Raw genomic sequence first — 24361 nt, forward strand, 5'->3', positions numbered from 1 at the left:
ATCGTTTTTCGCCACGGATCTCCTATGCGCATACTTCACACCTCGGACTGGCATCTGGGTCAAAATTTTTACAGCAAAAGCCGTGCGGCTGAACATGAAGCGTTCCTAAACTGGCTTCTGGAAACGGCCCAGGCGCACGAGGTGGATGCCATTATTGTGGCGGGTGACATTTTTGATACCGGTTCGCCGCCGAGCTATGCGCGTGAACTGTATAACCGCTTCGTGGTCAACCTGCAGCAGACCGGCTGTCATCTGGTGATTGTCGCCGGTAACCATGACTCCGTCGCCACGCTCAATGAATCCCGCGATATCCTGGCGTTTCTCAATACCACCGTGGTCGCCAGCGCCGGGCACGCGCCGCAGATCCTGAAAAAACGCGACGGGTCGCCGGGCGCGGTACTGTGCCCGATTCCCTTTTTACGTCCGCGCGACATCGTGCAAAGCCAGGCGGGACTGTCGGGAGCGGAAAAGCAGCAGCATTTATTGCAGGCCATCACCGACTATTATCACCAGCAGCACGCGGAAGCCTGTGCCCTGCGCGGTGAACAGGCCATTCCGGTCATTGCCACCGGGCACCTCACTACCGTCGGGGCCAGCAAAAGTGACGCAGTCCGCGAGATCTATATCGGTACGCTGGACGCCTTTCCGGCGCAAAACTTCCCGCCCGCGGACTACATCGCGCTCGGGCACATTCACCGCGCCCAGGTCATCGGCGGCTGCGAGCATATCCGCTACTGTGGCTCCCCTATTTCGCTCAGCTTCGATGAAACCGGAAAAGCCAAATCCGTGCATCTGGTGAGCTTTGATGAGGGCAAACTCAACGCCGTCGAGACGCTGGAAGTGCCGGTCACCCAGCCGCTGGCGGTGCTGAAGGGCGATCTGGCTGCCATCACCGCCCAGCTTGAGCAGTGGCGCGGCGCTGAGCTTAACCCGCCCGTCTGGCTGGATATTGAAATCACCACCGATGACTACCTGCACGATATGCAGCGGAAAATTCAGGCGCTGACCGAAGAGTTGCCGGTTGAGGTGCTGCTGGTGCGCCGCAGCCGCGAGCAGCGCGAGAAAATTCTGCTCGGCGCCCAGCGCGAAACGCTTAGCGAACTGCGCGTAGAAGAGGTGTTCGAGCGCCGACTGTCGCAGGAAGAGATCGATGATGCAAAGCGCGTCAGGCTCAACGAGCTGTTCAGCCATACTCTGCACGCCCTCAATGACGAGGAAGAAAACGCATGAAAATTCTGAGCCTGCGCCTGAAAAATCTCAACTCCCTCAAGGGCGAGTGGAAAATTGACTTCACTGCGGAGCCTTTTGCCAGCAACGGTCTGTTTGCCATCACTGGCGCAACCGGCGCGGGTAAAACCACCCTGCTCGATGCCATCTGCCTGGCGCTCTACCACGAAACCCCGCGCCTGAATAAGGTCTCTCAGGCGCAAAACGATCTGATGACGCGCGATACCGCCGAGTGCCTGGCGGAAGTGGAATTTGAGGTGAAAGGCGTTGCCTATCGCGCCTTCTGGAGCCAGAACCGGGCGCGCAACCAGCCGGACGGGAACTTGCAGGCACCGCGCGTGGAGCTGGCCCGCTGCGAGGATGGCAAGATTCTGGCCGATAAGGTGTCGGATAAACTGGAGCAAACCGCGGCGCTCACCGGGCTGGACTACGGCCGTTTTACCCGCTCAATGCTGCTCTCGCAGGGGCAATTTGCCGCCTTCCTGAATGCCAAACCTGCCGACCGCGCAGAACTGCTGGAAGAACTCACCGGCACCGAAATCTACGGCCAGATTTCCGCGATGGTGTTTGAGAAACACAAAGCCGCCCGCAGCGTGCTGGAAAAATGCGAGGCGCAGGCGGCGGGTGTCGTGCTGCTCAGCGAAGAACAACAGCAGCAGTTGCAGCAAAGTTTGCAGGCACTTACTGACGAAGAGAAAACCCTGCTGGCCCAGCAGCAAAGCCAACAGAGAGATTTTCAGTGGCTTACGCGTCATGACGAGCTCGTGCGGGAGCAGCAGCGCGTTGCCGCCCTGCAGCAGCAGGCGCAACAGGCGCAGGCGAACGCGGCGCCGGAACTGGCAAAACTCCAGCTTGCCCAGCCCGCCGCCCAGCTTCGTCCGCTCTGGGAGCATCAGCAGGAGCAAACCGCACGTCTGACGCAAACCCAGCAGCGAATTAACGAAGTAAATACTCGCTTACAGACCAAAACCGCACTGCGCGCGCGGATCCGCAATACCGCCCTGCGTACCCATGAGCGGCTACAGGCCGAACTGTCGGCGCTGGCGCAGTGGCTGACGGAGAATGAGCGTTATCGCCTGCTGGGCCAGGAAATTGCCGGCTGGCGCGCCCAGTTCTCACAGCTAAACCGTGACAAAAGTCAGCTCGTCGCGCTTGCTGCGCGGATGACTGAGCTACGTCAGAAGCTGGCTGAGATGCCGGAAAATACGCTGACGCTGACGGCGGATGAGGTCAGCGCGGCCATGGAGCAGCAGTCCCGGTCCCGCACGCTGCGCCAGCAGCTGACGTCGCTGCATGCCCGCTATCAGCCGCTGCAAAAGCGCCTTAGCCAGAACGGTGAAAGCGTGCAGAAAGCCCAGGCGGAGCAGAGAAAGCTCAATGAAACCCTGGCGCTGCGCCGCCAGCAGTACAAAGAGAAACACCAGCACTATCTGGACCTGAAAGCCCTTTGCGAACGTGAAGCGACGATTAAAAATCTGGAAAGCTATCGCTCACGGCTTGAGGCAGGCAAACCCTGCCCGCTGTGCGGCTCCCACGAGCATCCTGCCGTGGAGACCTACCGGTCGCTTGAGCTGACGGATAACCAGCGTCGCCGTGATGCACTCGAAAAAGAGGTCGCCGCGCTTAAAGAGGAAGGCCTGCTGGTGCTGGGACAGGTTAATGCTCTGGCTCAACAGATCCAGCGTGAGACAGACGAAGCGCAGACGCTTTCTCAGGAAGAGCAAGCACTTACTAAAGCGTGGCTGGAGGCGTGCGCGTCTTTGAATATCGCATTGAATATTCAGGAGGATATCGCGCCATGGCTGCACGAGCAGGAACACTACGAGCACCAGCTTTACCAGCTCAGCCAGCGTCTGAACCTGCAAAACCAGCTGAACGAGCAGGAGGCGCAGGAACGCCAGTATCAGCAGCAGCGCACGGCAACGCGCCAGGCGCTGGAACATACCCTTCTCGCGCTCTCGCTTAGCGTTCCCGAAGAGGGCAATGAAGCCGACTGGCTGCACGCCCGCGAAGCGGAATTTGCCCACTGGCAGGAGAAGCAAACGCAGCACGGCGTGCTTCAGGAACGCGTGAGCGCGCTGAAGCCGCTGCTCGACACGCTTCCGGCAACACACGGCGAAGAGGCTGAGCCGGCCATTCCTGATGACTGGCGCGACATCCATAATGAATGCGTGTCGCTGCAAAGCCAGCTCGCCGCCCTGCAGCAGCAGGAGGCGCTGGAGCGCGAGCGCCTGCAGCAATCGCAGACGCAGTTCACCGCGGCGCTCTTAGTAAGCTGTTTTGCCGATCGGGATGCGTTCCTTGCCGCGCTGCTGGATGACGATGCTGTTCGCCGCCTCGAACAGCTGAAACAGTCGCTTGAAAACCAGATACAGCAGGCCGCGGCCCTTTCCGGCCAGGCTAATCAGCAGCTGCAGGCGCACCTTGCGCTGCGCCCGGAAGAACTTGACGCGGATGCGTCTACCCTGCAAAGCCAGCTGCAGCAGCTGGCGCAACGGCTTCGTGAGAACACCACGCATCAGGGCGAGATCCGCCAGCAGCTTAAGCAGGACAGCGATAACCGCCAGCATCAGCAGGCGTTAATGCTGCAAATTGAAGAGGCCGCGCGCCAGGCCGACGACTGGGGCTATCTCAACGCGCTGATCGGCTCCAGCTCCGGCGACAAATTCCGCAAGTTCGCTCAGGGGCTGACGCTGGATAACCTGGTCTGGCTCGCAAACCAGCAGCTTAACCGCCTGCACGGCCGTTATCTCCTACAGCGTAAGGCCAGCGAGGCGCTGGAGCTGGAAGTGGTCGACACCTGGCAGGCCGATGCGGTGCGCGATACGCGCACGCTCTCCGGCGGCGAGAGCTTCCTGGTCAGCCTTGCGCTGGCGTTAGCGCTTTCTGACCTGGTCAGTCACAAAACGCGGATTGATTCCCTGTTCCTGGATGAGGGATTCGGCACGCTCGACAGTGAAACGCTGGATACCGCGCTGGATGCGCTCGACGCGCTGAACGCCACCGGGAAAACCATCGGGGTGATTAGCCACGTCGAGGCGATGAAAGAGCGCATTCCGGTGCAGATCAAGGTGAAGAAGATCAACGGACTGGGGTATAGCAGGCTGGACAGGGAGTTTGCGGTGGGGTGAGTGTTGGGTCGATTCGGTCTGGTGCCCTCTCCCTGGCCCTCTAAACATCAAAAACGGCAACGCAAGTTGCCGTTTTGCGTTTACTCCGGCCATAACCACGCCGCGCCGCGCACGCCGCTGGAGTCGCCGTGGACGGCTTTGCGGATCGGGGTTTCGCACTCGCCGCCGAAGACCCACTGTTTCACCAGATTTGGTACCGTGGCGTACAGCCGGTCAACGTTGCTCATGCCACCGCCGAGCACAATCACGTCCGGATCGAGAATGTTCACTACGTGCGCCAGCGATTTCGCCAGACGCATTTCGTAGCGGCTGAGCGCCAGTTCGGCCACCGGATCCTGTTCTTCCACCAAACGCATAATCTCGTTCCCCTTGAGCGGCTGGCCGCTCAGGCGGTGGTAGTCGGTTGCAAAACCGGTGCCGGAGATAAACGTCTCGATACAGCCCTGCTTGCCGCAGTAGCACGGTACCTCGGCGCGGTATTTGAGTTCATCTTCATCCATCCACGGCAGCGGGTTGTGCCCCCACTCACCCGCCGTGCCGTTGCCGCCGATATGTGAACGTCCACCAAAGGCCACGCCCGCGCCGCAGCCGGTACCGATAATCACCGCAAACACGGTCTGCGCTCCTGCGGCTGCACCATCAACGGCCTCAGAGACCGCCAGGCAGTTAGCGTCATTCGCCAGACGCACTTCCCGGTTCAGACGCTGGCTCAAATCTTTATCAAACGGCTGACCGTTGAGCCAGGTGGAGTTGGCATTTTTCACCACACCCGTATAAGGCGAAATGGAGCCGGGGATCCCCATCCCGACCGTGCCCCTCTCGCCCGTCGCCTGCTCGGCCATATCAACCAGCCGGGCAATCGTCTCGATCGTCTGGTGATAATCATCGCGCGGCGTCGGCAGACGGTGGCGGAACAGCTGTTCCCCCTGCTCGCTTAATGCGATGACTTCTGTTTTGGTGCCGCCCAAATCAATCCCAATACGCACAAGACTCTCCTCATTATTTTGATTATCAACAGAGTAGAAGCACGCTTCCCGATTAGCAATGCAAGCGATGCGACAATTCGTTATCATGCCCGCTGATTTAACGACAAGGCCGTGGAAATTATCATGCTGTGGTTCAAAAATTTGATGGTTTACCGTCTCAGCCGCGACGTTTCGCTGCGCGCAGAAGAGATGGAAAAACAGTTAGCCGCTTATAGCTTTTCCCCTTGCGGTAGCCAGGATATGGCGAAAACCGGTTGGGTTCCGCCAATGGGTTCGCAAAGCGATGCACTGACCCACGCCAGCAGCACGGGTCAAATCATCGTCTGCGCCCGCAAAGAAGAGAAAATTCTGCCCACGCCGGTGGTTAAGCAGGCGCTTGAAGCAAAAATTTTCAAGCTGGAAGCCGAGCAGGGCCGCAAGCTGAAAAAAACCGAAAAAGATTCGCTGAAGGATGAAGTGCTGCACTCTCTGCTGCCGCGCGCCTTCAGCCGCTTCAGCCAGACGATGATGTGGATCGATACCGTTAACGGGCTGATCATGGTGGACTGCGCCAGCGCCAAAAAAGCGGAAGATACGCTGGCCCTGCTGCGTAAAAGCATCGGCTCTTTACCGGTCGTACCGCTGGCGCTGGAAACGCCGATTGAGCTGACCCTGACCGAGTGGGTCCGCAGCGGTACCGCGGCGCAAGGTTTCCAGATTCTGGACGAAGCCGAGCTGAAAGCCCTGCTGGAAGATGGCGGCGTGATCCGCGCGAAAAAGCAGGATCTGGTGAGCGACGAGATCGCCGTACACATTGAAGCGGGCAAAGTGGTCACCAAACTGGCGCTCGACTGGCAGCAGCGCATTCAGTTCGTGATGTGCGACGACGGTTCCGTGAAGCGTCTGAAGTTCTGCGACGAGCTGCGCGATCAAAACGAAGATATCGACCGGGAAGATTACGCCCAGCGCTTTGACGCGGACTTTATCCTGATGACCGGCGAACTGGCCGCGTTAATTCAGAATCTGGTGGAAGGTCTCGGCGGCGAAGCGCAGAGATAATTTCCCCTCACCCTGATCCTCTCCCCAAAGGGGAGAGGAAAGAAGATTATTTCAGGTAGCGGCACAGATAAGAGGTCGGTTCAGCGACCTGCAAATGAAATTCGCTGTGGCCAGGGACGTTGAAAACTTGCCCGGCAGCGTAAACTTTCCATTCCGTTTCACCCGGCAGTAAGACGTTCAGCGCGCCGCTGACCACCGTCATCTCTTCCGCTTCCGCCGTGCCAAAGGTGTATTCCCCTTCAGCCATAACGCCCACACTGGCGCGGCCAGTGCTGCTGCTGGTAAAACCGATGGATTTCACTTTACCGGAAAAGTATTCGTTACTTTGAAGCATGAACTGGCCCTTATATTCAGAGATAAAAATTCACTATAGGGGCCATGCTCATCACCTGTCACGCAAAATCATTACGTCAGAAGTTCTGAAGCCAGGCGAGCCATCAGAACGTTGGATAACAGCACCGGCACGTCCAGCGCCTTTTGCAGTAAATCCCGGTGATGCTGGTGAAAACCAAGACAGTCCAGAATCAATACATCCGCCCCTCTCTCCAGCAGCTCCTTCCCGGCAGCAATGAGTTTAGCCTCGCTGTCCCAGAAGGGGTTTGCCAGCGCATACAGGGGCGTTTTTTCGAGCACGTGCCACTTTGCTTCCTGGTTGTCCATAAGCTCCTCGATGGGCACAATGACCCCCACCTGATGCCCGTCAACAATGGAGGCTACCAGCGGAGGAATAATGCGCATCGGCTCAAGCAAAATCGCATTGCGCGCGATGAGCCCCTTAATGGGGGCGGTGCTCATCAGCAAAATAACGTCATATTGCTGATTATCGAGTACTTCTATTACTGCCTGCAGCGAACGCTCAATTTTCTGCCGAGAAACATGCGCCAGTTTACCGTCGCTTAATAACGTCGCCAGGGGATCCTCCCCCGCCTCTACAGCGTAGTCTTCCATGACCTCTTCCCGGCTCATCTTACCCAGCAGGCTGAGATGCGTGATCTGTTGTTCAGATACATGCTCGGTTAAGAGCGGTAACACTTCGCTTACAGGGACCACACCAATGGTGAGGATCGCCAACGTTGCCTTCATCTTCTTCGCCTTCCATCACTACAAAAACGTATCCACAGGTACAGGCTCTCTACGCTGTACAGTTCGTTTTTTCAACAAAACAGCACCAAGCGTAGCAGGCGATCTCAGCCCTGAAATGTAAAGATCGCCTGCCGATAACGGAGCTACCTGTAATAACTAAATATTAACTCCTGCTTAACATTTGCGATGAGTAAAAAGTGTGATTCAGGCACGGTATTGGAGCGTTTAGGAAAACATTCACGACTTTTCGGGATCTTCGTAGCGCCGTTTGGCATCCAGCGCTTCCTGTTCAGTCTCATGTTCACTGATCAGCGAGTCCGGTTTGGGGTGATCGGCACGCAGCTGGTACCAAGTGACGGTCTGGTCGCCATTGCCTTTTTCAACGGTAACAATACGTGCTTCGCGCGGATAGGGAGGTCTGGTTGGCATAGCTCATCCTTTTTTTATGTCTGAGCTATCAGTATAGACGGCGGTTAGCTGGCACACGCCAGACGCAGGGCGGTAATAATCTGAATTACCACATCTTCCGGGGCCGCAGAGGCATCCACGACATGGTGTGCCGCTTCACGGTAGAGGGCATCACGCTCGGCCAGCACTTCGCTCACCTCTTCGCTGAGTGGTCGTGACGTCAGCGCCGGGCGTTGTCCCTCTTCAGGAAATGCTTCAAGTCGCCCTACCAGAGCCGCCACCGGCGCGCAGAGATAGATCACAATGCCTTTTTCGCGCATAAAGTGACGATTACATTCGGCCAGAACAATACCGCCTCCCGTCGCAATGACGGCTGACGGCGTGGTTACCGCTTTCAGCGCGGCCGTTTCGCGGGCGCGAAAGCTTTCCCATCCCTCTTGCTCCACGATGTCTGCGATGGTTTTGCCGGCCTCGGTCTGCAGCCAGTGGTCGGTATCAACAAACTGACGATGACACGCGCGTGCCAGTTCCACGCCAACGGTGGTTTTCCCACAGCCGCGGGGGCCAACTAAAAAGATGGGTTGGGTCATAGCCAGGTGTTCCCCTTGATGCCGAATGGCTGAAGAGTGTAAAGAAATAATTGCAGAAGATGTGTCGAATACTTTACTGCAAAGCGGTACGGGATGACAACCCTGTGGAGGCCACACTGTACCACATATTGACAATAATTATCATTACGCCGTACGGCGCTTCACTTCCAGCAGCCATTTATCCAGTTCAGCAGCAAACTGCTGGCGATCGCGCTGGGACAGGCTGTCCGGTCCACCGGTCTGCACGCCGCTGGCCCGCATCGTATCCATAAAATCACGCATAGTGAGTTTTTCCCGAATGGTTGAAGGCGAATAACGCTCGCCGCGCGGATTGAGCGCCGCCGCCCCTTTCTCCAGCACTTCCGCCGCCAGCGGAATATCGGCGGTGATGACCAGATCTTCCGCGCTGCACAGACGAACAATTTCATTATCTGCCACGTCGAACCCGGCCGGCACGCGGAGGGAGCGAATGAACCGCGAAGGCGGGACGCGAATATTCTGGTTCGCCACCAGCGTCAGCGGCATCTGCACGCGCTCGGCGGCGCGGAATAAAATCTCTTTAATCACATTCGGACACGCGTCCGCATCAACCCAAATCGCCATGTTGTCTCCCCATAATGACTCTGCCGACTATTGTCGCCTGCATTTCGTTGTTAAGCTATCAATCAGAGAAAACAACGCATAATGACGGAGAATCATGATGGACAAGAAAATCGGGTTTATCGGCTGCGGTAACATGGGCAAAGCCATCCTGGGCGGCCTGATCGCCAGCGGGCAGGTTCTGCCGGGTCAGATTTGGGTTTATACCCCGTCACCGGATAACGTCGCCGCATTGCGCGATCAATACGGGATCAACGCCGCCGAAAGCGCGCAGGAGGTGGCCCAGGTTGCCGATATCGTCTTTGGTGCCGTTAAGCCGAACATCATGATCAAAGTGTTAAGCGACATCACCTCCAGCCTGAATAAAGAGACGCTGGTCGTGTCGATTGCCGCAGGCGTGACGCTCGATCAGCTGGCGCGCGCGCTGGGCCACGATCGTAAAATCGTCCGCGCGATGCCGAATACCCCCTCACTGGTCAACGCCGGTATGACCTCCGTCACCCCTAACGCGCTGGTGACTTCAGAAGAGGTGGCGGACGTGCTGAACATTTTCCGCTGCTTCGGCGAGGCGGAAGTGATTGCGGAATCCATGATCCATCCGGTGGTCGGCGTGAGCGGTTCAGCCCCCGCGTACGTTTTCATGTTTTTAGAAGCGATGGCGGACGCCGCCGTGCTCGGCGGGATGCCGCGCGCGCAGGCGTATAAATTCGCCGCGCAGGCAGTGATGGGCTCCGCCAAAATGGTGCTGGAGACCGGTAAACACCCGGGTGAACTGAAGGATATGGTCTGCTCCCCGGCCGGTACCACCATCGAAGCGGTGCGGGTGCTGGAAGAACGCGGGTTCCGTTCTGCGGTTATCGAAGCGATGGCAAAATGCATGGAAAAGTCAGAGAAGCTGAGTAAATCCTGATGTCTGGCCGGGCGTCAGGCGGCCACTTCGGTGCGGCCGCGCCCGGCATTTTTCGCCTTATACAGCGCCACATCTGCCGCCTTCAACCATTCCCGATAGTGGACAAACTGCGGCCCCCAGGGGGCCACGCCCACGCTGATGCGCAGAGGCTCCTTCGGCGCACATGGTAACGACAGCGTTTCCAGCCGCGCGTGAACCCGCGACATGACGGCGATGGCGCTTTCAGCGGCCGTCTGGGACATAATCACCGCGAACTCATCCCCGCCAAACCGGCCTATCGCATCGCCTGACCGTACCGACATCTGAAGCTGGCGGGTAATGGCCACGATGGCCTTGTCGCCTGCGTCGTGCCCCCAGGTATCGTTGATGTTTTTAAAGTGGTCGATATCAATCAGCAATATCGTGGCGGTGCAGTGGCTCCGGCGACAGCGCTCAAATTCATTGCGCAGCAGCATTTCCCAATGTCGGCGGTTAAACACCCCGGTCATACCGTCACGGGTGCTCATCATTTCCAGCCGCCGCTTATGTTCCGCCAGCCTGACGGCCATTCGATGGCTAAGCCAGGCAAACAGCATGGGATAAAGCATAAGGACAGGAAGCGTTAAGCCCCACTCCAGCGCCCCCGGATTAAAGGGCTGCGCTCTGCCAGCAAGCGGTAACGTAAGCAGCGCAGTAAGCAGGGTGAGCACGATCCCCGCGATAAAAAGACGGCAGCCGCCAGAGCCCATCATGTTCATCCCCACCATCATCACCAGCGCCGCAGTGGGTAATACATATATCCCCATCACGCCGATCCAGACCCCGGCGATAACGGCATCCATCTTGAGGTTAAAAATTTCCTGCTGATGAGGTGAAGCGGCACGGCAGGATAACTGCCAGGCAAAGTGCGGCCAGATGAATGCCCACCCCACCAGCAACAACCACCAGCCGCCGGGTAAAAAATGGCTGACCAGAATTTCCGCCACCGGGACAAACATCGCCGCCAGCCCGACAACGCGCGCCAGCCGGGCTCGCCTGGCAAACTGGATGCCGGTACGGTGAGGGTCATCCTGAGAAAGGGTTAAACTCCACTCTTCCCGAATGCGCTTTTTGTAGTAATAAATGTCATCATTCATCATTTTTGGGAATATTCTGAAACATTTTCCCAAATTATAGAGAGGGGGTCTGCGGGGAAAGTATGAAATTTCGGGTGAGCCGCCGGAGCCGCTCACCCGTTAGAACTACACTTTTTTCTTCAGGCAGGCACTCATGAACTTGCTGCGATCGTCGCCCTTGAGGGACTGTTCGGTTGCTTTCGCATTACACTCGCGCATTTTTTGCTGCTGCGGCGTCAGGCTTTTTTCGCCGGGTTTCGCGGCGCCGTTTTTCAGGCAGTCGCTCATGTAGGTTTTACGTGCATCCCCCTTCAGACTCTGGGACGTCGCCTGTTGATTACAGATGGTCATGCGTTGCTGTTGCGGCGTTAATGTTTTTTCTTCCGCGTTCGCCGAGGAGATCAGGAACAGGCCGGAGAGCAGAGTAACCAGTAATGTTGTTTTCATTGCACCATCCTTTTGTGAACATTCCCTGTAAGTCTGGTTCGTGACAGGAAAAAAACCACCCGGCAGATGTGATTTCGGCCGGGAATTTATCATTTCAGTTCCAGCGCGCAGGAATTGACGGTATCAGCATAACTGGCAGGGGTAATTAACAGGGAATGTAACGCGCTAAAAAGCGCGCTCTGTTTCAATTTATTTTCTTCATGTACAAATACAAAAATAAAACAGAGCGACTCCAGGCATCCTGCATGACAATCCTATGACATGTCAGTAACGGCTTAACTGCGCGGATGCCTCAACAGCTTCTTTACGTATTGCTGCAGCAACTCGGCATCTTCTGGCGGAACCTGCGTATCGGGCCGCGCCTTATCCAGCGCTCCTTCAATGCTTTCAATTAACGCCTGCTGATCCGATGTTGCCATCTGCCGCAGCAGCGCGGTGACAACTATTTCCAGCGCTTCGACCTGGGCGACCAGCTCTTTCGACTCCTCTTCCTTTTGTGCAAGCTTAACCAGCAACTCAGCAATGAGATTTTTCATCGTGCTATTTCCTTATGGGATTTCCCCTGAAATTAACACCAGGAATGAAATATGCAAAGCGGAGAAAAGTATTATCTTATGCAAAAGTGACATTGCCGCCAAATTAGCGCAGCGATCTTTTCAGCGAAACGTTTTCCTATAAAAAAACGCCGCATTTTGTTATATAAAAATGCGGCTACCATAAGAATATATAATACATCTGCGAAAAGATTATTTCGCTGATTTCGCCTCCGCTAATTGCCTGCGGCGACGCAGGGCAATAGCCAGCTGGATAATATTGATTAAAACGACAATCGCCGTCGCGGCAAATACCCAGCGAAAACCCGCCATTGCAGAAACGGACGCACCAATAAGCGGACCGGCGACGTTGCCTAAATACATAAACGACTGGTTATAGCCAAAAATACGCCCCGTGACCTGGTCGCTGGAATATTTGACCAGCAATGTCTGTACGGCGGGCAACATAGCGCCATCCGCAAAGCCGAGTAAAAACCGCAGCACGCCCAGCTGAAGCGGAGAGGTAACAAACGACATGGCGAAAAAGAGCACCACCGCAAATATCAGCGTCGCCATCAGGATGCGAGCCGTGCCGATCCTGTCGCCCAGTTTTCCCAGACGCGGGGCAGAGATCAGCGCGGAGACGCCCGGCACGGCGGCAATCATGCCGCTGAGAAAGGCGATATTGTTGCTGTCCGGCTCCATCGACTTGATAAACAGCGCCAGAATCGGGCCGACCGAACCGTTGCAGAGCTGGATCACCATGGTGGTGACAAACAGGCTAATCACAAGTCCCGGGTATGGCAGCGAGGCGAAGACGGCCTTGCCGCTCAGGCGCTCAGATTTACTGATAACGGGGCGGCCCCCCTCTTTGATAAGAAAGAGCGTAACCAGAAAGCTGATCACCAGCAGGATTGCGGTGATGATGAATACCGCGCGCAGACCGACATGGTCAGCCAAAAAGCCTCCCAGCAGCGGGCCGCCGATAACGCCGCTGATCTGGGCAGTGGAGAGCGTACTCAGCGCCCAGCCGCTGCGCTCGCGCGGCACCTGAGAGGCAACCAGCGCCATGGCGTTGGGAATATACCCAGACGTCAGCCCCATCACCGCCCGCAGGAAAAACAGCTGCCAGACGTTGGTGGCGAAGGCCTGGAGCAGAATAGCAATCGCCATCCCGAGGGAGGCGCGCAGCAGCATCAGCTTGCGCCCTTTCCGATCCGCCAGGCTGCCCCACATCGGTGACACAATGGCGGAGACCAGAAACGTGACGCTGAACGTCAGCCCGGACCACATGGACAGCGCTTCGTGGGAGCTGACCCCCAGCTGTGACACGTACAGCGGCAGGAACGGCAGGATCTGGCTGATGGCAAGCCCGGTGAAGAAGCAGCCGAACCAGACCGAGATGAGATTAACTTTCCAGGATTCCATACAGAAATAGTCTTCATTTTTAGGCGAATTCGCCGTCAGATTAGCAAGTTACGCGTCTTAACGTCGCACCAGAGATGCGGCCTCGCTGACTTTGGTGTTTTATCTTCCCAGTCATCATATTTGTGAAATAAGTCACAATTCATCCATTTTCTGGCGGAAGATTATGCTTCAGCGGCAGAGACCAAAGCCGCGCATTCCCAGATGAAAATGGCTGGCGTGCGCCGCGTTATATTCCGGCCCAAGACCGTTTCCGTAGTAACCGCAGCTTGCCGCCAGCAGAGCCTTCAGCCAGGGCTGCGTTTTTGCCGATTTCCAGCCGTTAAGTACCGTAACGCGCTCTCCGTTCGCCAGCCGAAAAGCGGCGATATCCAGCGCCTCTGCCGTGGCATGCTCGCTGCGCCGCGCATCGGGCCGGTGGTAGATATTGCGGCAGGCAAAGCTGCCGAGGTGCTCAATGCGCGTCAGTTCACTGCCGGTAAAGCGTTTAGTCAGGGGCCGGGCCTGCTGGCTGACAAACAGGGCTGAGCTGAGCGCCAGCGGACAGCTGGCAAGAAAACTGCCGTTCAGGCTCACCGGGCCAAAGTTACGCACGCGCACGACGTTGTTCAGCGGGCATTCCCCGCCGCTGTCAGCTACCGCCTGGGTGCGGATCAGGTTTGTTTGATTAGCCTGCGCTAACAGGCTCGCGCAGGCTTCGGGCGTTAAGTGCCGCAGCTTATACTGGGTAATGCGGCCAGGCGGGTCGTCCAGGTTCAGCGGCGTGAAAGGGTTGTAGTAAGACGGCAGCCAGCGATAGCCCGCCGTTGCGATTGCCCCAAGGATGAAAATGGTCAGCAGCGTTTTTCCTTTCACTCTCCCCCCTCACTGTTCCCCAAAACATTATGGCAGAAGGCCGCGAAACCCGCAGGGCATCGTGGTATGTTATTGGCTTTTCGTCAGACTGGAAGAGAGTGAGATGGCAAAGCAGCGCGTAGGTATTGTCTTTGGGGGAAAATCAGCGGAGCACGAGGTGTCATTGCAATCGGCTAAAAATATCGTCGATGCGATCGATAAAAGCCGTTTCGACGTGGTGCTGTTGGGCATTGATAAACAGGGCCAGTGGCATGTTAACGATGCCAGCCAGTATCTGCTGAATTCCAACGATCCGGCACACATCGCCCTTAATCCTTCGGAAATTAGCGTCGCCACCGTACCCGGCGTCGTGAAGGGTCAGCTCATCGACGCCGGCAACGCGCAGGCTCTCGCCCAGATCGACGTGGTCTTCCCCATCGTGCACGGCACCCTCGGCGAAGACGGTTCCCTGCAGGGAATGTTACGCATGGCCAACCTGCCGTTCGTGGGCTCGGATGTGCTGGGCTCCGCCGCCTGCATGGACAAAGACGTCACCAAACGCCTGCTGCGCGATGCCGGGCTGAATATCGCGCCGTTCGTGACGCTCACCCGCGCCAACCGCGACAAGCACAGCTTCGCGCAAATTAGCGCTGAACTGGGTCTGCCGCTGTTTGTGAAGCCAGCCAACCAGGGCTCCTCCGTGGGCGTCAGCAAAGTCACCACCGAAGCAGAGTTCACGCAAGCCGTCCGTCTGGCGTTTGAGTTCGACCATAAAGTGGTGGTTGAGCAGGGGATCAAAGGCCGCGAAATTGAGTGCGCGGTGCTGGGCAACGATTTCCCACAGGCCAGCACCTGCGGTGAAGTGGTCTTAAACAGCGACTTCTACTCGTACGACACCAAATATATTGATGATAAAGGCGCCCAGGTTGTTGTTCCTGCGGATATCGATCCGGCCATCAACGATAAGATCCGGGCGATCGCCATTAAGGCCTATCAGACGCTCGGCTGCAGCGGCATGGCGCGCGTGGACGTGTTCCTGACGCCGGAGAACGAGGTGGTGATCAATGAAATCAACACGCTGCCGGGTTTCACCAATATCAGCATGTATCCTAAACTGTGGCAGGCCAGCGGGCTTGGCTACTCTGAGCTGATCACCCGCCTGATCGAGCTGGCGCTGGAGCGTCATGCAGCCGACAGCGCCCTGAAAAGTTCCGTTAACGGCTAATCGGCACCCTTAGCCGTCTCCTCCGCTGTCGTCTCTTCCGGACGGCGGCGGATTATCAGCCCTGCCAGCCAGAAACTGATAACCCAGGTCACCAGGCCCACGGCATAGGTTTGCCAGCCTTTTGCTTCAAATCCCAACAGCCCCACGACGCCGTTAAGAATAAAGATCAGCCCGATTGCAAAGGCGTAGTAGTGCCAGTCACGGCGAAGTTTGGACGTGAGCTTCATAACAACTCCGGCAGGAAAAAAAGACATCCTCTCACAGTTTCACCGCCAGGTCTGTGGCAGATGCGGAAATTCTGAAATGCGGTGCAGTTTCATTTAAGTTAACAAATTGTGACATGCAGCAGAAATCAACAATCCAGGAGAAATCCTGAGCGAAAATTACTACGATTCTGATATTGACAAATGCGATGACCTGTCAAACTCACCCCGTAAGACGCGTATTAAAACAGAGTGATATTTCGGGAGGTCAACATGGCTGACTTTACATTGTCGAAACCGATTTTTGGCGGCAAACCAAAAACCTCCACGGCGGGTAATATCGCGTATGCCCTGTTTGTCCTGTTCTGCTTCTGGGCTGGCTCCCAGCTGCTTAATATGCTGGTGCACGCGCCGGGCGTTTATGAACACCTGATGCAGGTGCAGGATAACGGACGCCCGCGGGTTGAAATCGGGTTTGGCGTGAGCACGCTGTTTGGCCTCGTTCCCTTCCTCGCGGGGTGTATGATTTTAGGCGTTGTCGCGCTCGTCCTGCGCTTTCGTCGTCGCCATTAAAGCCCCATACAGCGAGCCCGGCGATCGTCCACGCGTTTTGCGAACCATGCGGTGGTCAGGTTACGCGTGATCTTCGGGCTTTCCAGCTGAATCCCCGGCAGAATTGCCCTCGGCAACGTCTTCCCACTCTTCTTATCGGCAAGCGCAAACACTTTCTTGTAGAGATCCGTTTTCTCAAATGCCAGGCTGTCGCCTTTCTCAAGCTGACGGCGAATGTCGCTGTTGCTCATATCAAGCGTTGTCGATAATTTCCGGATCGCCCGCTCGGTGCTTCCCGCCTCGCTGCTGCCGTAGGCGATAAGATCGCCGTCCAGCGCCAGCTTGACGCCGCTTGCGCGGCTAACCGCGCTCTGAAACGCCGCGTTACGGCTGGCATACCAGCCCGCGTTAAAGTCTGCGAAGCGGTACAAGGGCTCGCTGTAGTTCGCCGGATAGTTCAGCAGATGATACGTGCCGAACCATAGCCCGCCGCGCAGGGAGAAGACCTCCTGACGCACCGTACCGTCAATTTCCCACGGGTAGCCGTCGGTATGCTTCTCGGCAAACGCAATGCTCACCTGCATCGGGCCGCCGGTGTGAACCGGGTTCAGTGAGCCAAACAGTTTCTGCCCCATCGGCACCATGTTAATGAAATCATCAAAGATGGCGCTGAGCTGTTTTTCGGTTTTCACCGTGTCCAGCCGCTCGCTGTAGCTTTTGCCGTTTGGCGAAGTGATTTTCAGCGCGGTATGCACGAGGAATACCGGGATATGCATCGATTCCGCGCGGCGGTCGATCTCTTTCCAGGCAATTTTGTTAAGACCCGGCACCACCGGGTCTGACTGGTACATCGACTCCTGCTGCGCCACCGCCAGCACCGAGCAGATATTCTCCTCGGTTGGGGCAATCTTCTGGCTTTCAAAGGTTTTTGCCAGCGCATCCGCCCACGCATTGCGATCCTTCACGCTGGCGGGCATTTTTTGCCGCACAACGCTTGCGACATCCACGGGCTTCTCGCCCTTTTTAAGCGGAGCAGCCCCTTTTTCGGCACAGCCCGCCAGAACGAGGGCAGCCAGCAAGGACAGCGGTAACGCACGCGGTACGGCAAAAGACATAGCAACTCCCTGTATTAGCTAAATGTGTTGGTGACTTCCTGCAGGTCCCGATCGTCCAGCTCATGTTCAAAGCTGCGCAGACGTTTGTAGATGGACATCAGCTCCACCAGCGTGGTCCAGGAGTTGATCAGATACTGGAACGAGTTTCTGACCTGATCGAACACGTTGGTAATCTGGGTCAGTAAGCCCAGCGTGATTGTTCCCGCAACAATAGACGGGAACAACAGGAATAGTCCAAAAACAGTATCGACCTGCAGATAGAAAATACGGGCAATATTGAAATACATGTAGTGGAAATAGAGCCGGAAATAGTTGAAACGGACGTTGCGGAACAGCTCTTTTATCGTCGGGGGCGCAGCGCGCGTTGGGTCGTCCTCTCCGTAGACCAGTTCCTTACGATAGGCCGCTTCCACACGCTGATTCTTAAACTCTAAGCCCGGCAGCTTAATCCCGACGACGGCAAGCAGGCCTGTGCCCATAAGCGACCAAATCAGCGCCGGGATGAGCAGGCCGTACGGTAAATGTCCGACAATCGGCAATGCTGAAATATGGGGAGAAAGGGCGACCAGAATCGGTAAGAACGCAAACAGTTTCAGGATGGCATTAAGCAGGCTGACGCCCATATCCTCAAGCGTTGACGCAAAACGCATGGTGTCTTCCTGAACACGCTGAGCAGCACCTTCAATATGGCGCAGACGCTCCCAGTGGGTCATGTAAAATTCGTTCATCGCCGTACGCCAGCGGAAGACGTAATGGCTAACGAAGAAATTATTCAGCACCGCCACGGTGACAGCGATCATCGCAATGCCCATAAAAATTTTTAACTGATTATAAAGCTCGCCAATTGGCACCCTGTTAGGGGCGCTCAGCGCTTTCTGGATGAGATCGTAGAACGGGGCATACCACGCGTTAATGGCTACGCTCACTTCGACCAGAAACCAGGTGACAAAAATAATCAGCGACGTTCCGAGAATGGACCACGTCTGCCAGCGATGAGGGGAATAATTAAACCAGAACAGCGCAAACAGCCCGACGCACAGCGCGTAATAGGCATAAAACAGCAGATAGCTGAACGACCAGAAGCGCGCCGCGCTAATCGGCACCTCGCCTGTCGCCCCCACGATGCGTGTCAGCCATGCACCGCCGCCCGCCAGCCAGAACACGACTGCGATCAGTGCCCAAATAAATGCCGACAGGAAAAAAGGCCCCGGCTTTGGGAAAAAAGACTTAAACATGATACTTCCTTCTTGTTGTTATGGTTGTTGCTGTGCTCAACACATTACCACACGAATACCTTGCCCGAGCCGGACCCCGGCTCGGGCAAAAAGGTCAGACCCGTGGGTTGATTATTAGTTCGCTTTCCAGTTTTCGAGAATTGTTTCGGTGCGTTTCACCGCGACAGGGTTCGCTGGCGCAATGAAGTTTCGCCAGACGTCGTTGTGGTGGTGAATCAGGATCTGTGCTTCAGCAGCCGGGCGGTTGGCGGTGGTGTGGGCATCTTCCGCCACGGTAATGTGGTAACCCCGGCTGACGCCATTCTTGACCGTGGCGTCAACGCAGTAATCGGTGGCGCAGCCGCAGATGACAAACTCGCGAATGCCCTGCTCGCGTAACAGCGCCTCAAGCCCGGTGTTATAGAAGGCATCGCAGGCGGTTTTGGTCACGTACAGCGCGCCAGCAGGTTGATGGAGTTCAGGCAGCAACGCAAACCCGTCACTTCCCTCTTCCAGCCCCCCGGCCTCGGCATGCTGAATAAAAATCACCGTGTCGGCAGCCTGCGTAAGCTGGTTGATCAGAGAGACACACGTCTCGCGCTGATGACGCGGGGTTTCAAACACCCCGTTCTGCATATCAACCACCATTACCACACGCTTTTCAGACATACCGTTCTCCGCAAGATTGAGTAACACTGGTGCCTATCATAAGCCCGATGTCACAAAATGGGAGAGCGCTCGCAGGGAAATTCTTCATATTTACCCATGGTTACGTTTTTCTCGCTATGGTTATGCTATTCGGGGCATTGCACGGTGCCGATTAGTAGTATAAATACCCATTACTTTCCTCATTCACTTCATGGATGCTTTTCGTTGAAACGTTGTCTGCTCTCTTTTGCCGCGCTGTGTGCGGTGAGCTTCTCCACCGCCCAGGCAGCCCAGCCGCTGACGGCGCCCGTTTTGGCTTCCGATATTGCCGATCGCTACGCGAACCTTATCTATTACGGCAGCGGCGCGACCGGGATGGCAATGGTGGTCATCGACGGCAACCAGCGCGTTTTCCGCAGCTTTGGTGAAACGCGTCCAGGTAATAACGTTCGTCCGCAGCTGGATTCCGTTGTGCGCGTCGCGTCCTTAACCAAGCTGATGACCAGCGAAATGCTGGTGAAGCTGCTCGACCAGGGCGTGGTAAAGCTCGACGATCCGCTCAGCAAATACGCCCCGCCGGGTGCCCGCGTGCCGACGTATCAGGGCACGCCAATTCGCCTGGTGAACCTCGCGACGCACACCAGCGCTCTGCCGCGCGAGCAGCCGGGCGGCGCGGCGCACCGCGACGTTTTTGTCTGGCCAACGCGCCAACAGCGCTGGAACTACCTGAGCACCGCCACGCTGAAATCCGCCCCGGGCTCGCAGGCCTCTTACTCGAACCTGGCGTTCGATCTGCTGGCGGATGCGCTTTCAACGGCGGCGGGCAAACCTTACCCGCAGCTTTTTGAAGAGCAGATCACGCGTCCGTTGGGCATGAAAGACACCACCTTTACCCCTTCCCCGGACCAGTGCAAACGCCTGATGGTGGCAGAGAAAGGCGCAAGCCCCTGTAACAACACGCTGGCGGCCGTGGGCAGCGGCGGGGTCTATTCCACCCCTGGCGACATGATGCGCTGGATGCAGCAGTTCCTTTCTTCGGATTTTTACTCCCGCAGCAGCCAGGCCGATCGTATGCAGACCCTTATCTATCAGCGTACTCAGCTGCATCGCGTCATCGGGATGGACGTGCCGGGTAAAGCCGATGCGCTCGGCCTGGGCTGGGTCTATATGGCGCCGAAAAATGGTCGTCCGGGCATCATTCAGAAAACCGGCGGCGGCGGCGGATTCATTACCTACATGGCAATGATTCCGCAGTCCAACGTGGGCGCGTTTGTGGTAGTCACCCGTTCTCCGAACACGCGCTTCGTTAATATGAGTGACGGCATCAATAACCTGGTGGCCGAACTGAGCGCCAATAAAGCCCAGGTGCTTACTGCGTCTAACTGATCTTAATATTCCGTGGGCAAGCGGTTGATGCTGACCAGCTTGCCCCGGCTCATATTGATGTAGTTCCCCTGACGCAGCGCAGCCAGGACTTCTGCAACGACCGAACGTGAAATACGTGTGCTACGCTGAATATGATTCATAACGCCAATTTTTGAGCGCAGCGAGTCATCCCACTCGGCCATATTGATCAACATCGCCCGGATCTGACTATAAGAGTTATTTCCCACCAGCTGCAGGTCACGCTTGCCCAGAATATGGTTAATCCATGACACCCAGCAGAAAGCATCCTGCCAGAGATGATTTTGCTGAATAAGTTGACGCGTGGCAGAGGCCGGTAAATAAAACCCAGAACAGGTTGTGTGTGTCATCATGGAATATTCCAGATAACTATCATTTATCCATGCATTCAAACCATAGATAAAAGGTGCCTGCGCAATGCCCATCAGAAGTTCATCAGATTTACGATGGATAGCGGTAAGACCAGACTGTATTACAAAAGTAAATGGCTCATCATCATTATTGCCGGTTGTTATTAATTGCTGTGGTTCGATCTTAAAGGGGGTACCGGCGACTTCCAGACATTTTGCGAGCCGGCTTAATTCAGAAAGTGGTTTCGCATTAACGTTCATGCATACCTCAAAGCATCTGTATCTGTCGGTTCTTTATTATTTTTAAACCATATAAAAAAGCGGGGGAAAATATCCCCCGCGATTTCTATTTACCAGGTATATTTCACACCCAGGTTTGCTCCCCAGTTCTGGTCAACGTCGCCGCCGCCCAGATAAGTCGCATCGGTGTAAGCGCTGAAGTTTTTGGTGAAGCTGAACTGGGTGCCCAGCCCAACGCGAACCGCAGAGCCTTCGACGCCGTTATCAATGCTGTCAGAGTTGATATCAGCATTATTGTCAGCATCGTCATAGACGTAAGCCAGCTTGAAGTACGGGGTCAGCGCCTGTTCGCCGCCGTAGTTGAAGGTATAACCCGCATCCAGGCCAAGTTCATAACGCATGCTGTCGTAAGACTGACCATCGATACGCATGTCGTTGCTCAGCTGGTAGTCGTCGCCTGACTGGAACAGGCCGGAAATCGCCGCATAAGGGGTGATATAGCCAGAGAGGTTTGGTTTCCAGTCATAGCCCAGCTTCATCCCGAAGCCGACAGCGTCAGAGGTTGTATCACCGTCAACATACTGACCGTTGCTCATCGTGGCTGAGAGTTCGTTGTTGAAGCGCGTGTAGCTCAGGGAACTGTCCAGGAAGAGATCGTTCATGAACTTCGCCGATGCGTAGATCATCGCCGTCTGACTGTCCTGATCGACCTGACCCGTACGATCGCTGATATCGCCTTTCGCAAAACCGGCTGCACCACCGACGATCCACTTCGCATTATTACCGTCAATCTGCGTGTCCAGACCGACCATAATGCCGCTTACGTCCTGATCGTAGCTGACGGTGCCGTTATCCGCGTCAAAGTTGCCGCCGAAATAGCTCACCCACGCTCCGCCGTTGTCTGCCAGGCCGTGACGGCTGTTGGTCAGACGCGTACCCACGGTATCCTGTTGCAGATTCCAGATGTTGGTATTAGCAGAAGGAATGCTCAGCGCCATGTTGGCGTAGTCAGTCAGCTCTTTCTGCTGGAGAACAACGGTGTCACCCTCCTGCTGCGCCTGATAGGTATAAGCACCTAAATCGGCTTTGTTTGCAGCAGTAAAGCTGGCTGCAGTATCCGCGTTATTGTCGTAGACGCGAATGATCTCTTTGTTTTTGTAGTCGGCAACTGAACCAGCGCCGGTTGCATCGTCGATGCGCACCTTGTAGTTACCGGCAACGTCACCGTTCACCGCCAGATGGCCGTCGGAGTTCAGCGCGACAACACCGTAGTCATACTCCGCGTTGTAGCGATCGTTGGTGATATAGCGTGCGTTGTTCAGATCACTGTTCAGCACATAATCGCGGCTGGCAACGTTGAGCACGCCGCCATCGGTCAGTACCATATTGTGCGTATCAACCTGACCCAGACCCAGCGCCAGCTCGGCACCGTTGTCTACGGTAATGGTGTTGGCATACAGCTCTGCTGTCTCTTCAGTCAGTGCCGCACGGCTATAGCTGTCCAGATACAGGCTGTCGGTTGCCACGGCTCCGCTGTCGCCAATATTCATGGTTGAAGCATTGGTCAGGGTGATTGAATCCGCCAGCAGGCCGGAGTTTTCAACATTGACCTGAGACTGGTTGTTCACCGTCAGCGCATCAATGTTGGAGACCTTGCGGGTATCCCACTCGGAACCGTTATCCAGCGCCACATTGAACAGGCCGCTTTGGTACACCTCTTCACCGGCAACGTGACCGTTGCTGTCGAAGGTAGAATCAGGCCAGATGCTGTTCGGGGACAGAGCATGCCAGTCAACGTTGCTGTAGCCCTGGCCATACATCTGCGCAGTGCCGATAGCTTCAACGCTGGACTGCGCTGCACCGACCCACTTGCTGCCGTTAGTCAGCGTAACATCCAGTGTATCAGTACCGTCCCAGCCGTTGGTGGTTGGGTTATAGACACCATCTTCATTGGTATCCGTTGCCGGATCGCCATTCTCGTAGAAGTTGTTATCAAAGGTGCTGGAGAAAAGAATGTCACCCGTTACGGTAGAGTGATCGAAGGTAGCGGTGGTCTGCATGGCGTTATCAGACGCGCCGGCCGCAACGATCAGCGCCGCATCATCCGCAGCCGAGGCGTTGGTTTCACCGTAGTCGCTCGGCTTCGCCGTTTGACCGTAGAACCCGTTGGTGCCCAGATCGCTGTACGCACCAGAGGTCAGCACGGAGTCTTTCACCACCAGCGTATCGGTAAAGACATTGCTGCTGTTAGCAACGCCTTCAACGCCGTCGTATGGTGTGTTATCCAGTTCCTGATAACCCTGCGTCAGCGTGATACCCGCGACGTGGGAGTTGTTCTGAATAACGATATCAGATTCAACGTCCAGGGTAATTGCGTTACCCAGACCATAGGTGTCCAGATAATGCGTTTCAGTATTCTCGCCATTGACGACATCATACGCGTAATGCTCGTAGGCATCGTTGATGGTGGAGTTATCAACGGTCAGGCTAAAACGATCGTACTGGGTATGACTGGTGCCGTCAGTATCCACGCCATCTGCACACGTCGTGGTCATACACTCTGACGTGATCATGCCGTTAATGGTGCTGTTAGAAATACTCAACGCGTTCGTACGGCCATTGACCCCATCATCCAGATAGTAAGTCGAAATAACACCGTTTACGGTTGATTTATTGATGACCGGATAAATGTCACCATCATGGGTGGCATCCGAGTAATCCCAATCTGCGTAGCCATAATACCACGGCGTAGATGCGGTATTATCATATCCAAAAGTATTATATGTCGTACCGGAAATATCTTTCGCATTAGCCTGAGAAGCGATAGCCAGCGTACAAGCTAATGCAAGTTGAGATACAACCAGTTTCTTTTTCCATGTTTGCATTGGGTCATCCCTCCTCAGGGACGTAAGCATGTTTGTCCGTAAATCAATTAGCAATGTTTAATTGCGGAGTGAATTATGCAGTTTCATTCAGAAAAGGTTCAATGAATGATTCATTTAAGTCCGTATACAGACAATCAGCAGATGTAAAACGAGAGAAAAAGAGCGCTAAATATAAATACTATAAAGAAAAAGTCAAAATAAACTAAACAAGCAAAGGTA

At 55.7% G+C, this 24361-nt stretch carries 24 protein-coding genes; 7 read left to right on the forward strand and 17 right to left on the reverse strand.

Annotated features, from left to right (window positions below):
* The first annotated feature begins 24 nt into the window (after positions 1-24).
* Complete coding sequence (gene sbcD / locus IM273_RS03010) at positions 25-1230, forward strand: exonuclease subunit SbcD (protein WP_193050718.1); 1206 nt, start codon at positions 25-27, stop codon at positions 1228-1230.
* Positions 1227-4358: an exonuclease subunit SbcC gene (gene sbcC, locus IM273_RS03015; protein WP_193050720.1), complete on the forward strand. Its 3132-nt coding sequence runs from the start codon at positions 1227-1229 to the stop codon at positions 4356-4358. Before sbcD ends, sbcC begins: the two co-directional genes overlap by 4 nt.
* Positions 4359-4438: 80 nt before the next feature.
* Here the strand turns inward: sbcC and mak are convergent, their stop codons facing one another.
* Positions 4439-5344, reverse strand: a complete 906-nt coding sequence (mak, locus tag IM273_RS03020) for a fructokinase (protein ID WP_045259882.1) — start codon at positions 5342-5344, stop codon at positions 4439-4441.
* A gap of 123 nt (positions 5345-5467) precedes the next feature.
* Here mak and rdgC point away from each other — a divergent pair, with 123 nt between their 5' ends.
* On the forward strand, positions 5468-6382 hold the full coding sequence (rdgC, locus tag IM273_RS03025) for a recombination-associated protein RdgC (RefSeq protein ID WP_014882739.1): 915 nt from the start codon (positions 5468-5470) through the stop codon (positions 6380-6382).
* A 46-nt stretch (positions 6383-6428) separates the two neighbouring features.
* On the opposite strand, the gene ppnP is transcribed toward rdgC, so the two are convergent.
* The 5 genes from ppnP to IM273_RS03050 form a co-directional block, all read right to left on the reverse strand.
* A complete protein-coding gene (gene ppnP / locus IM273_RS03030) occupies positions 6429-6716 on the reverse strand; it encodes a pyrimidine/purine nucleoside phosphorylase (RefSeq protein WP_008503270.1) in 288 nt (95 codons plus the stop codon).
* A gap of 71 nt (positions 6717-6787) precedes the next feature.
* The gene (locus IM273_RS03035) at positions 6788-7465 is read right to left on the reverse strand and encodes an AroM family protein (protein WP_028012129.1); all 678 of its coding nucleotides are present in this window, start codon (positions 7463-7465) and stop codon (positions 6788-6790) included.
* Between the two features lie 237 nt (positions 7466-7702).
* On the reverse strand, positions 7703-7894 hold the full coding sequence (gene yaiA, locus IM273_RS03040) for a protein YaiA (RefSeq protein WP_003859135.1): 192 nt from the start codon (positions 7892-7894) through the stop codon (positions 7703-7705).
* Between the two features lie 44 nt (positions 7895-7938).
* Positions 7939-8463 (reverse strand): shikimate kinase AroL, encoded by a 525-nt coding sequence (aroL, locus tag IM273_RS03045; protein ID WP_028012127.1) that lies wholly within the window; start codon positions 8461-8463, stop codon positions 7939-7941.
* Between the two features lie 144 nt (positions 8464-8607).
* Positions 8608-9066, reverse strand: a complete 459-nt coding sequence (locus IM273_RS03050) for a YaiI/YqxD family protein (RefSeq protein ID WP_010428006.1) — start codon at positions 9064-9066, stop codon at positions 8608-8610.
* Positions 9067-9163: 97 nt separating this feature from the next.
* Between IM273_RS03050 and proC the strand changes: the two genes are divergently transcribed.
* Entirely contained in the window at positions 9164-9973 is an 810-nt protein-coding gene (gene proC, locus IM273_RS03055; RefSeq protein ID WP_041911103.1) for a pyrroline-5-carboxylate reductase, read from the forward strand.
* A 14-nt stretch (positions 9974-9987) separates the two neighbouring features.
* Here proC and adrA read toward each other — a convergent pair whose 3' ends face one another.
* From adrA to IM273_RS03080, 5 genes are all read right to left on the reverse strand, one after another.
* Positions 9988-11091: a diguanylate cyclase AdrA gene (adrA, locus tag IM273_RS03060; protein WP_126300311.1), complete on the reverse strand. Its 1104-nt coding sequence runs from the start codon at positions 11089-11091 to the stop codon at positions 9988-9990.
* 102 nt (positions 11092-11193) lie between these two features.
* Positions 11194-11514 carry a phosphate starvation-inducible protein PsiF gene (gene psiF / locus IM273_RS03065; protein ID WP_028012124.1) on the reverse strand — a complete coding sequence of 107 codons (321 nt, stop codon included), beginning with the start codon at positions 11512-11514 and terminating at the stop codon, positions 11194-11196.
* Between the two features lie 275 nt (positions 11515-11789).
* On the reverse strand, positions 11790-12050 hold the full coding sequence (gene iraP, locus IM273_RS03070) for an anti-adapter protein IraP (RefSeq protein WP_028012123.1): 261 nt from the start codon (positions 12048-12050) through the stop codon (positions 11790-11792).
* A gap of 210 nt (positions 12051-12260) precedes the next feature.
* The gene (locus IM273_RS03075) at positions 12261-13475 is read right to left on the reverse strand and encodes a multidrug efflux MFS transporter (protein ID WP_028012122.1); all 1215 of its coding nucleotides are present in this window, start codon (positions 13473-13475) and stop codon (positions 12261-12263) included.
* A 168-nt stretch (positions 13476-13643) separates the two neighbouring features.
* Complete coding sequence (locus tag IM273_RS03080; RefSeq protein ID WP_126300310.1) at positions 13644-14327, reverse strand: extensin family protein; 684 nt, start codon at positions 14325-14327, stop codon at positions 13644-13646.
* Positions 14328-14430: 103 nt separating this feature from the next.
* Here IM273_RS03080 and ddlA point away from each other — a divergent pair, with 103 nt between their 5' ends.
* Positions 14431-15531, forward strand: a complete 1101-nt coding sequence (gene ddlA, locus IM273_RS03085; protein WP_193050724.1) for a D-alanine--D-alanine ligase — start codon at positions 14431-14433, stop codon at positions 15529-15531.
* Here the strand turns inward: ddlA and IM273_RS03090 are convergent.
* Positions 15528-15758, reverse strand: coding sequence for a DUF2754 domain-containing protein (locus IM273_RS03090; RefSeq protein WP_028012119.1), 231 nt, complete (start codon positions 15756-15758; stop codon positions 15528-15530). The genes ddlA and IM273_RS03090 overlap by 4 nt on opposite strands.
* A 249-nt stretch (positions 15759-16007) precedes the next feature.
* Here IM273_RS03090 and IM273_RS03095 point away from each other — a divergent pair, with 249 nt between their 5' ends.
* Entirely contained in the window at positions 16008-16307 is a 300-nt protein-coding gene (locus IM273_RS03095; RefSeq protein ID WP_014882725.1) for a DUF2755 family protein, read from the forward strand.
* On the opposite strand, the gene IM273_RS03100 is transcribed toward IM273_RS03095, so the two are convergent.
* The 3 genes from IM273_RS03100 to IM273_RS03110 form a co-directional block, all read right to left on the reverse strand.
* Positions 16304-17401 carry a DUF1615 domain-containing protein gene (locus IM273_RS03100; protein ID WP_045259878.1) on the reverse strand — a complete coding sequence of 366 codons (1098 nt, stop codon included), beginning with the start codon at positions 17399-17401 and terminating at the stop codon, positions 16304-16306. The genes IM273_RS03095 and IM273_RS03100 overlap by 4 nt on opposite strands.
* 14 nt (positions 17402-17415) lie before the next feature.
* Complete coding sequence (gene sbmA / locus IM273_RS03105) at positions 17416-18636, reverse strand: peptide antibiotic transporter SbmA (protein ID WP_028012117.1); 1221 nt, start codon at positions 18634-18636, stop codon at positions 17416-17418.
* Between the two features lie 114 nt (positions 18637-18750).
* The gene (locus tag IM273_RS03110) at positions 18751-19284 is read right to left on the reverse strand and encodes an isochorismatase family protein (protein ID WP_041911110.1); all 534 of its coding nucleotides are present in this window, start codon (positions 19282-19284) and stop codon (positions 18751-18753) included.
* 204 nt (positions 19285-19488) lie between these two features.
* Here IM273_RS03110 and ampH point away from each other — a divergent pair, with 204 nt between their 5' ends.
* Entirely contained in the window at positions 19489-20649 is a 1161-nt protein-coding gene (gene ampH, locus IM273_RS03115; RefSeq protein WP_041911111.1) for a D-alanyl-D-alanine-carboxypeptidase/endopeptidase AmpH, read from the forward strand.
* Positions 20650-20651: 2 nt separating this feature from the next.
* Here ampH and IM273_RS03120 read toward each other — a convergent pair whose 3' ends face one another.
* A complete protein-coding gene (locus IM273_RS03120; protein WP_059357346.1) occupies positions 20652-21278 on the reverse strand; it encodes a helix-turn-helix domain-containing protein in 627 nt (208 codons plus the stop codon).
* Between the two features lie 89 nt (positions 21279-21367).
* Positions 21368-24142, reverse strand: a complete 2775-nt coding sequence (locus IM273_RS03125) for an autotransporter outer membrane beta-barrel domain-containing protein (RefSeq protein WP_193050726.1) — start codon at positions 24140-24142, stop codon at positions 21368-21370.
* Positions 24143-24361 lie beyond the last annotated feature (219 nt).

The organism is Enterobacter cloacae complex sp. P13B (assembly GCF_014895915.1).
GTDB classification, from domain to species: Bacteria; Pseudomonadota; Gammaproteobacteria; order Enterobacterales; family Enterobacteriaceae; genus Enterobacter; species Enterobacter bugandensis.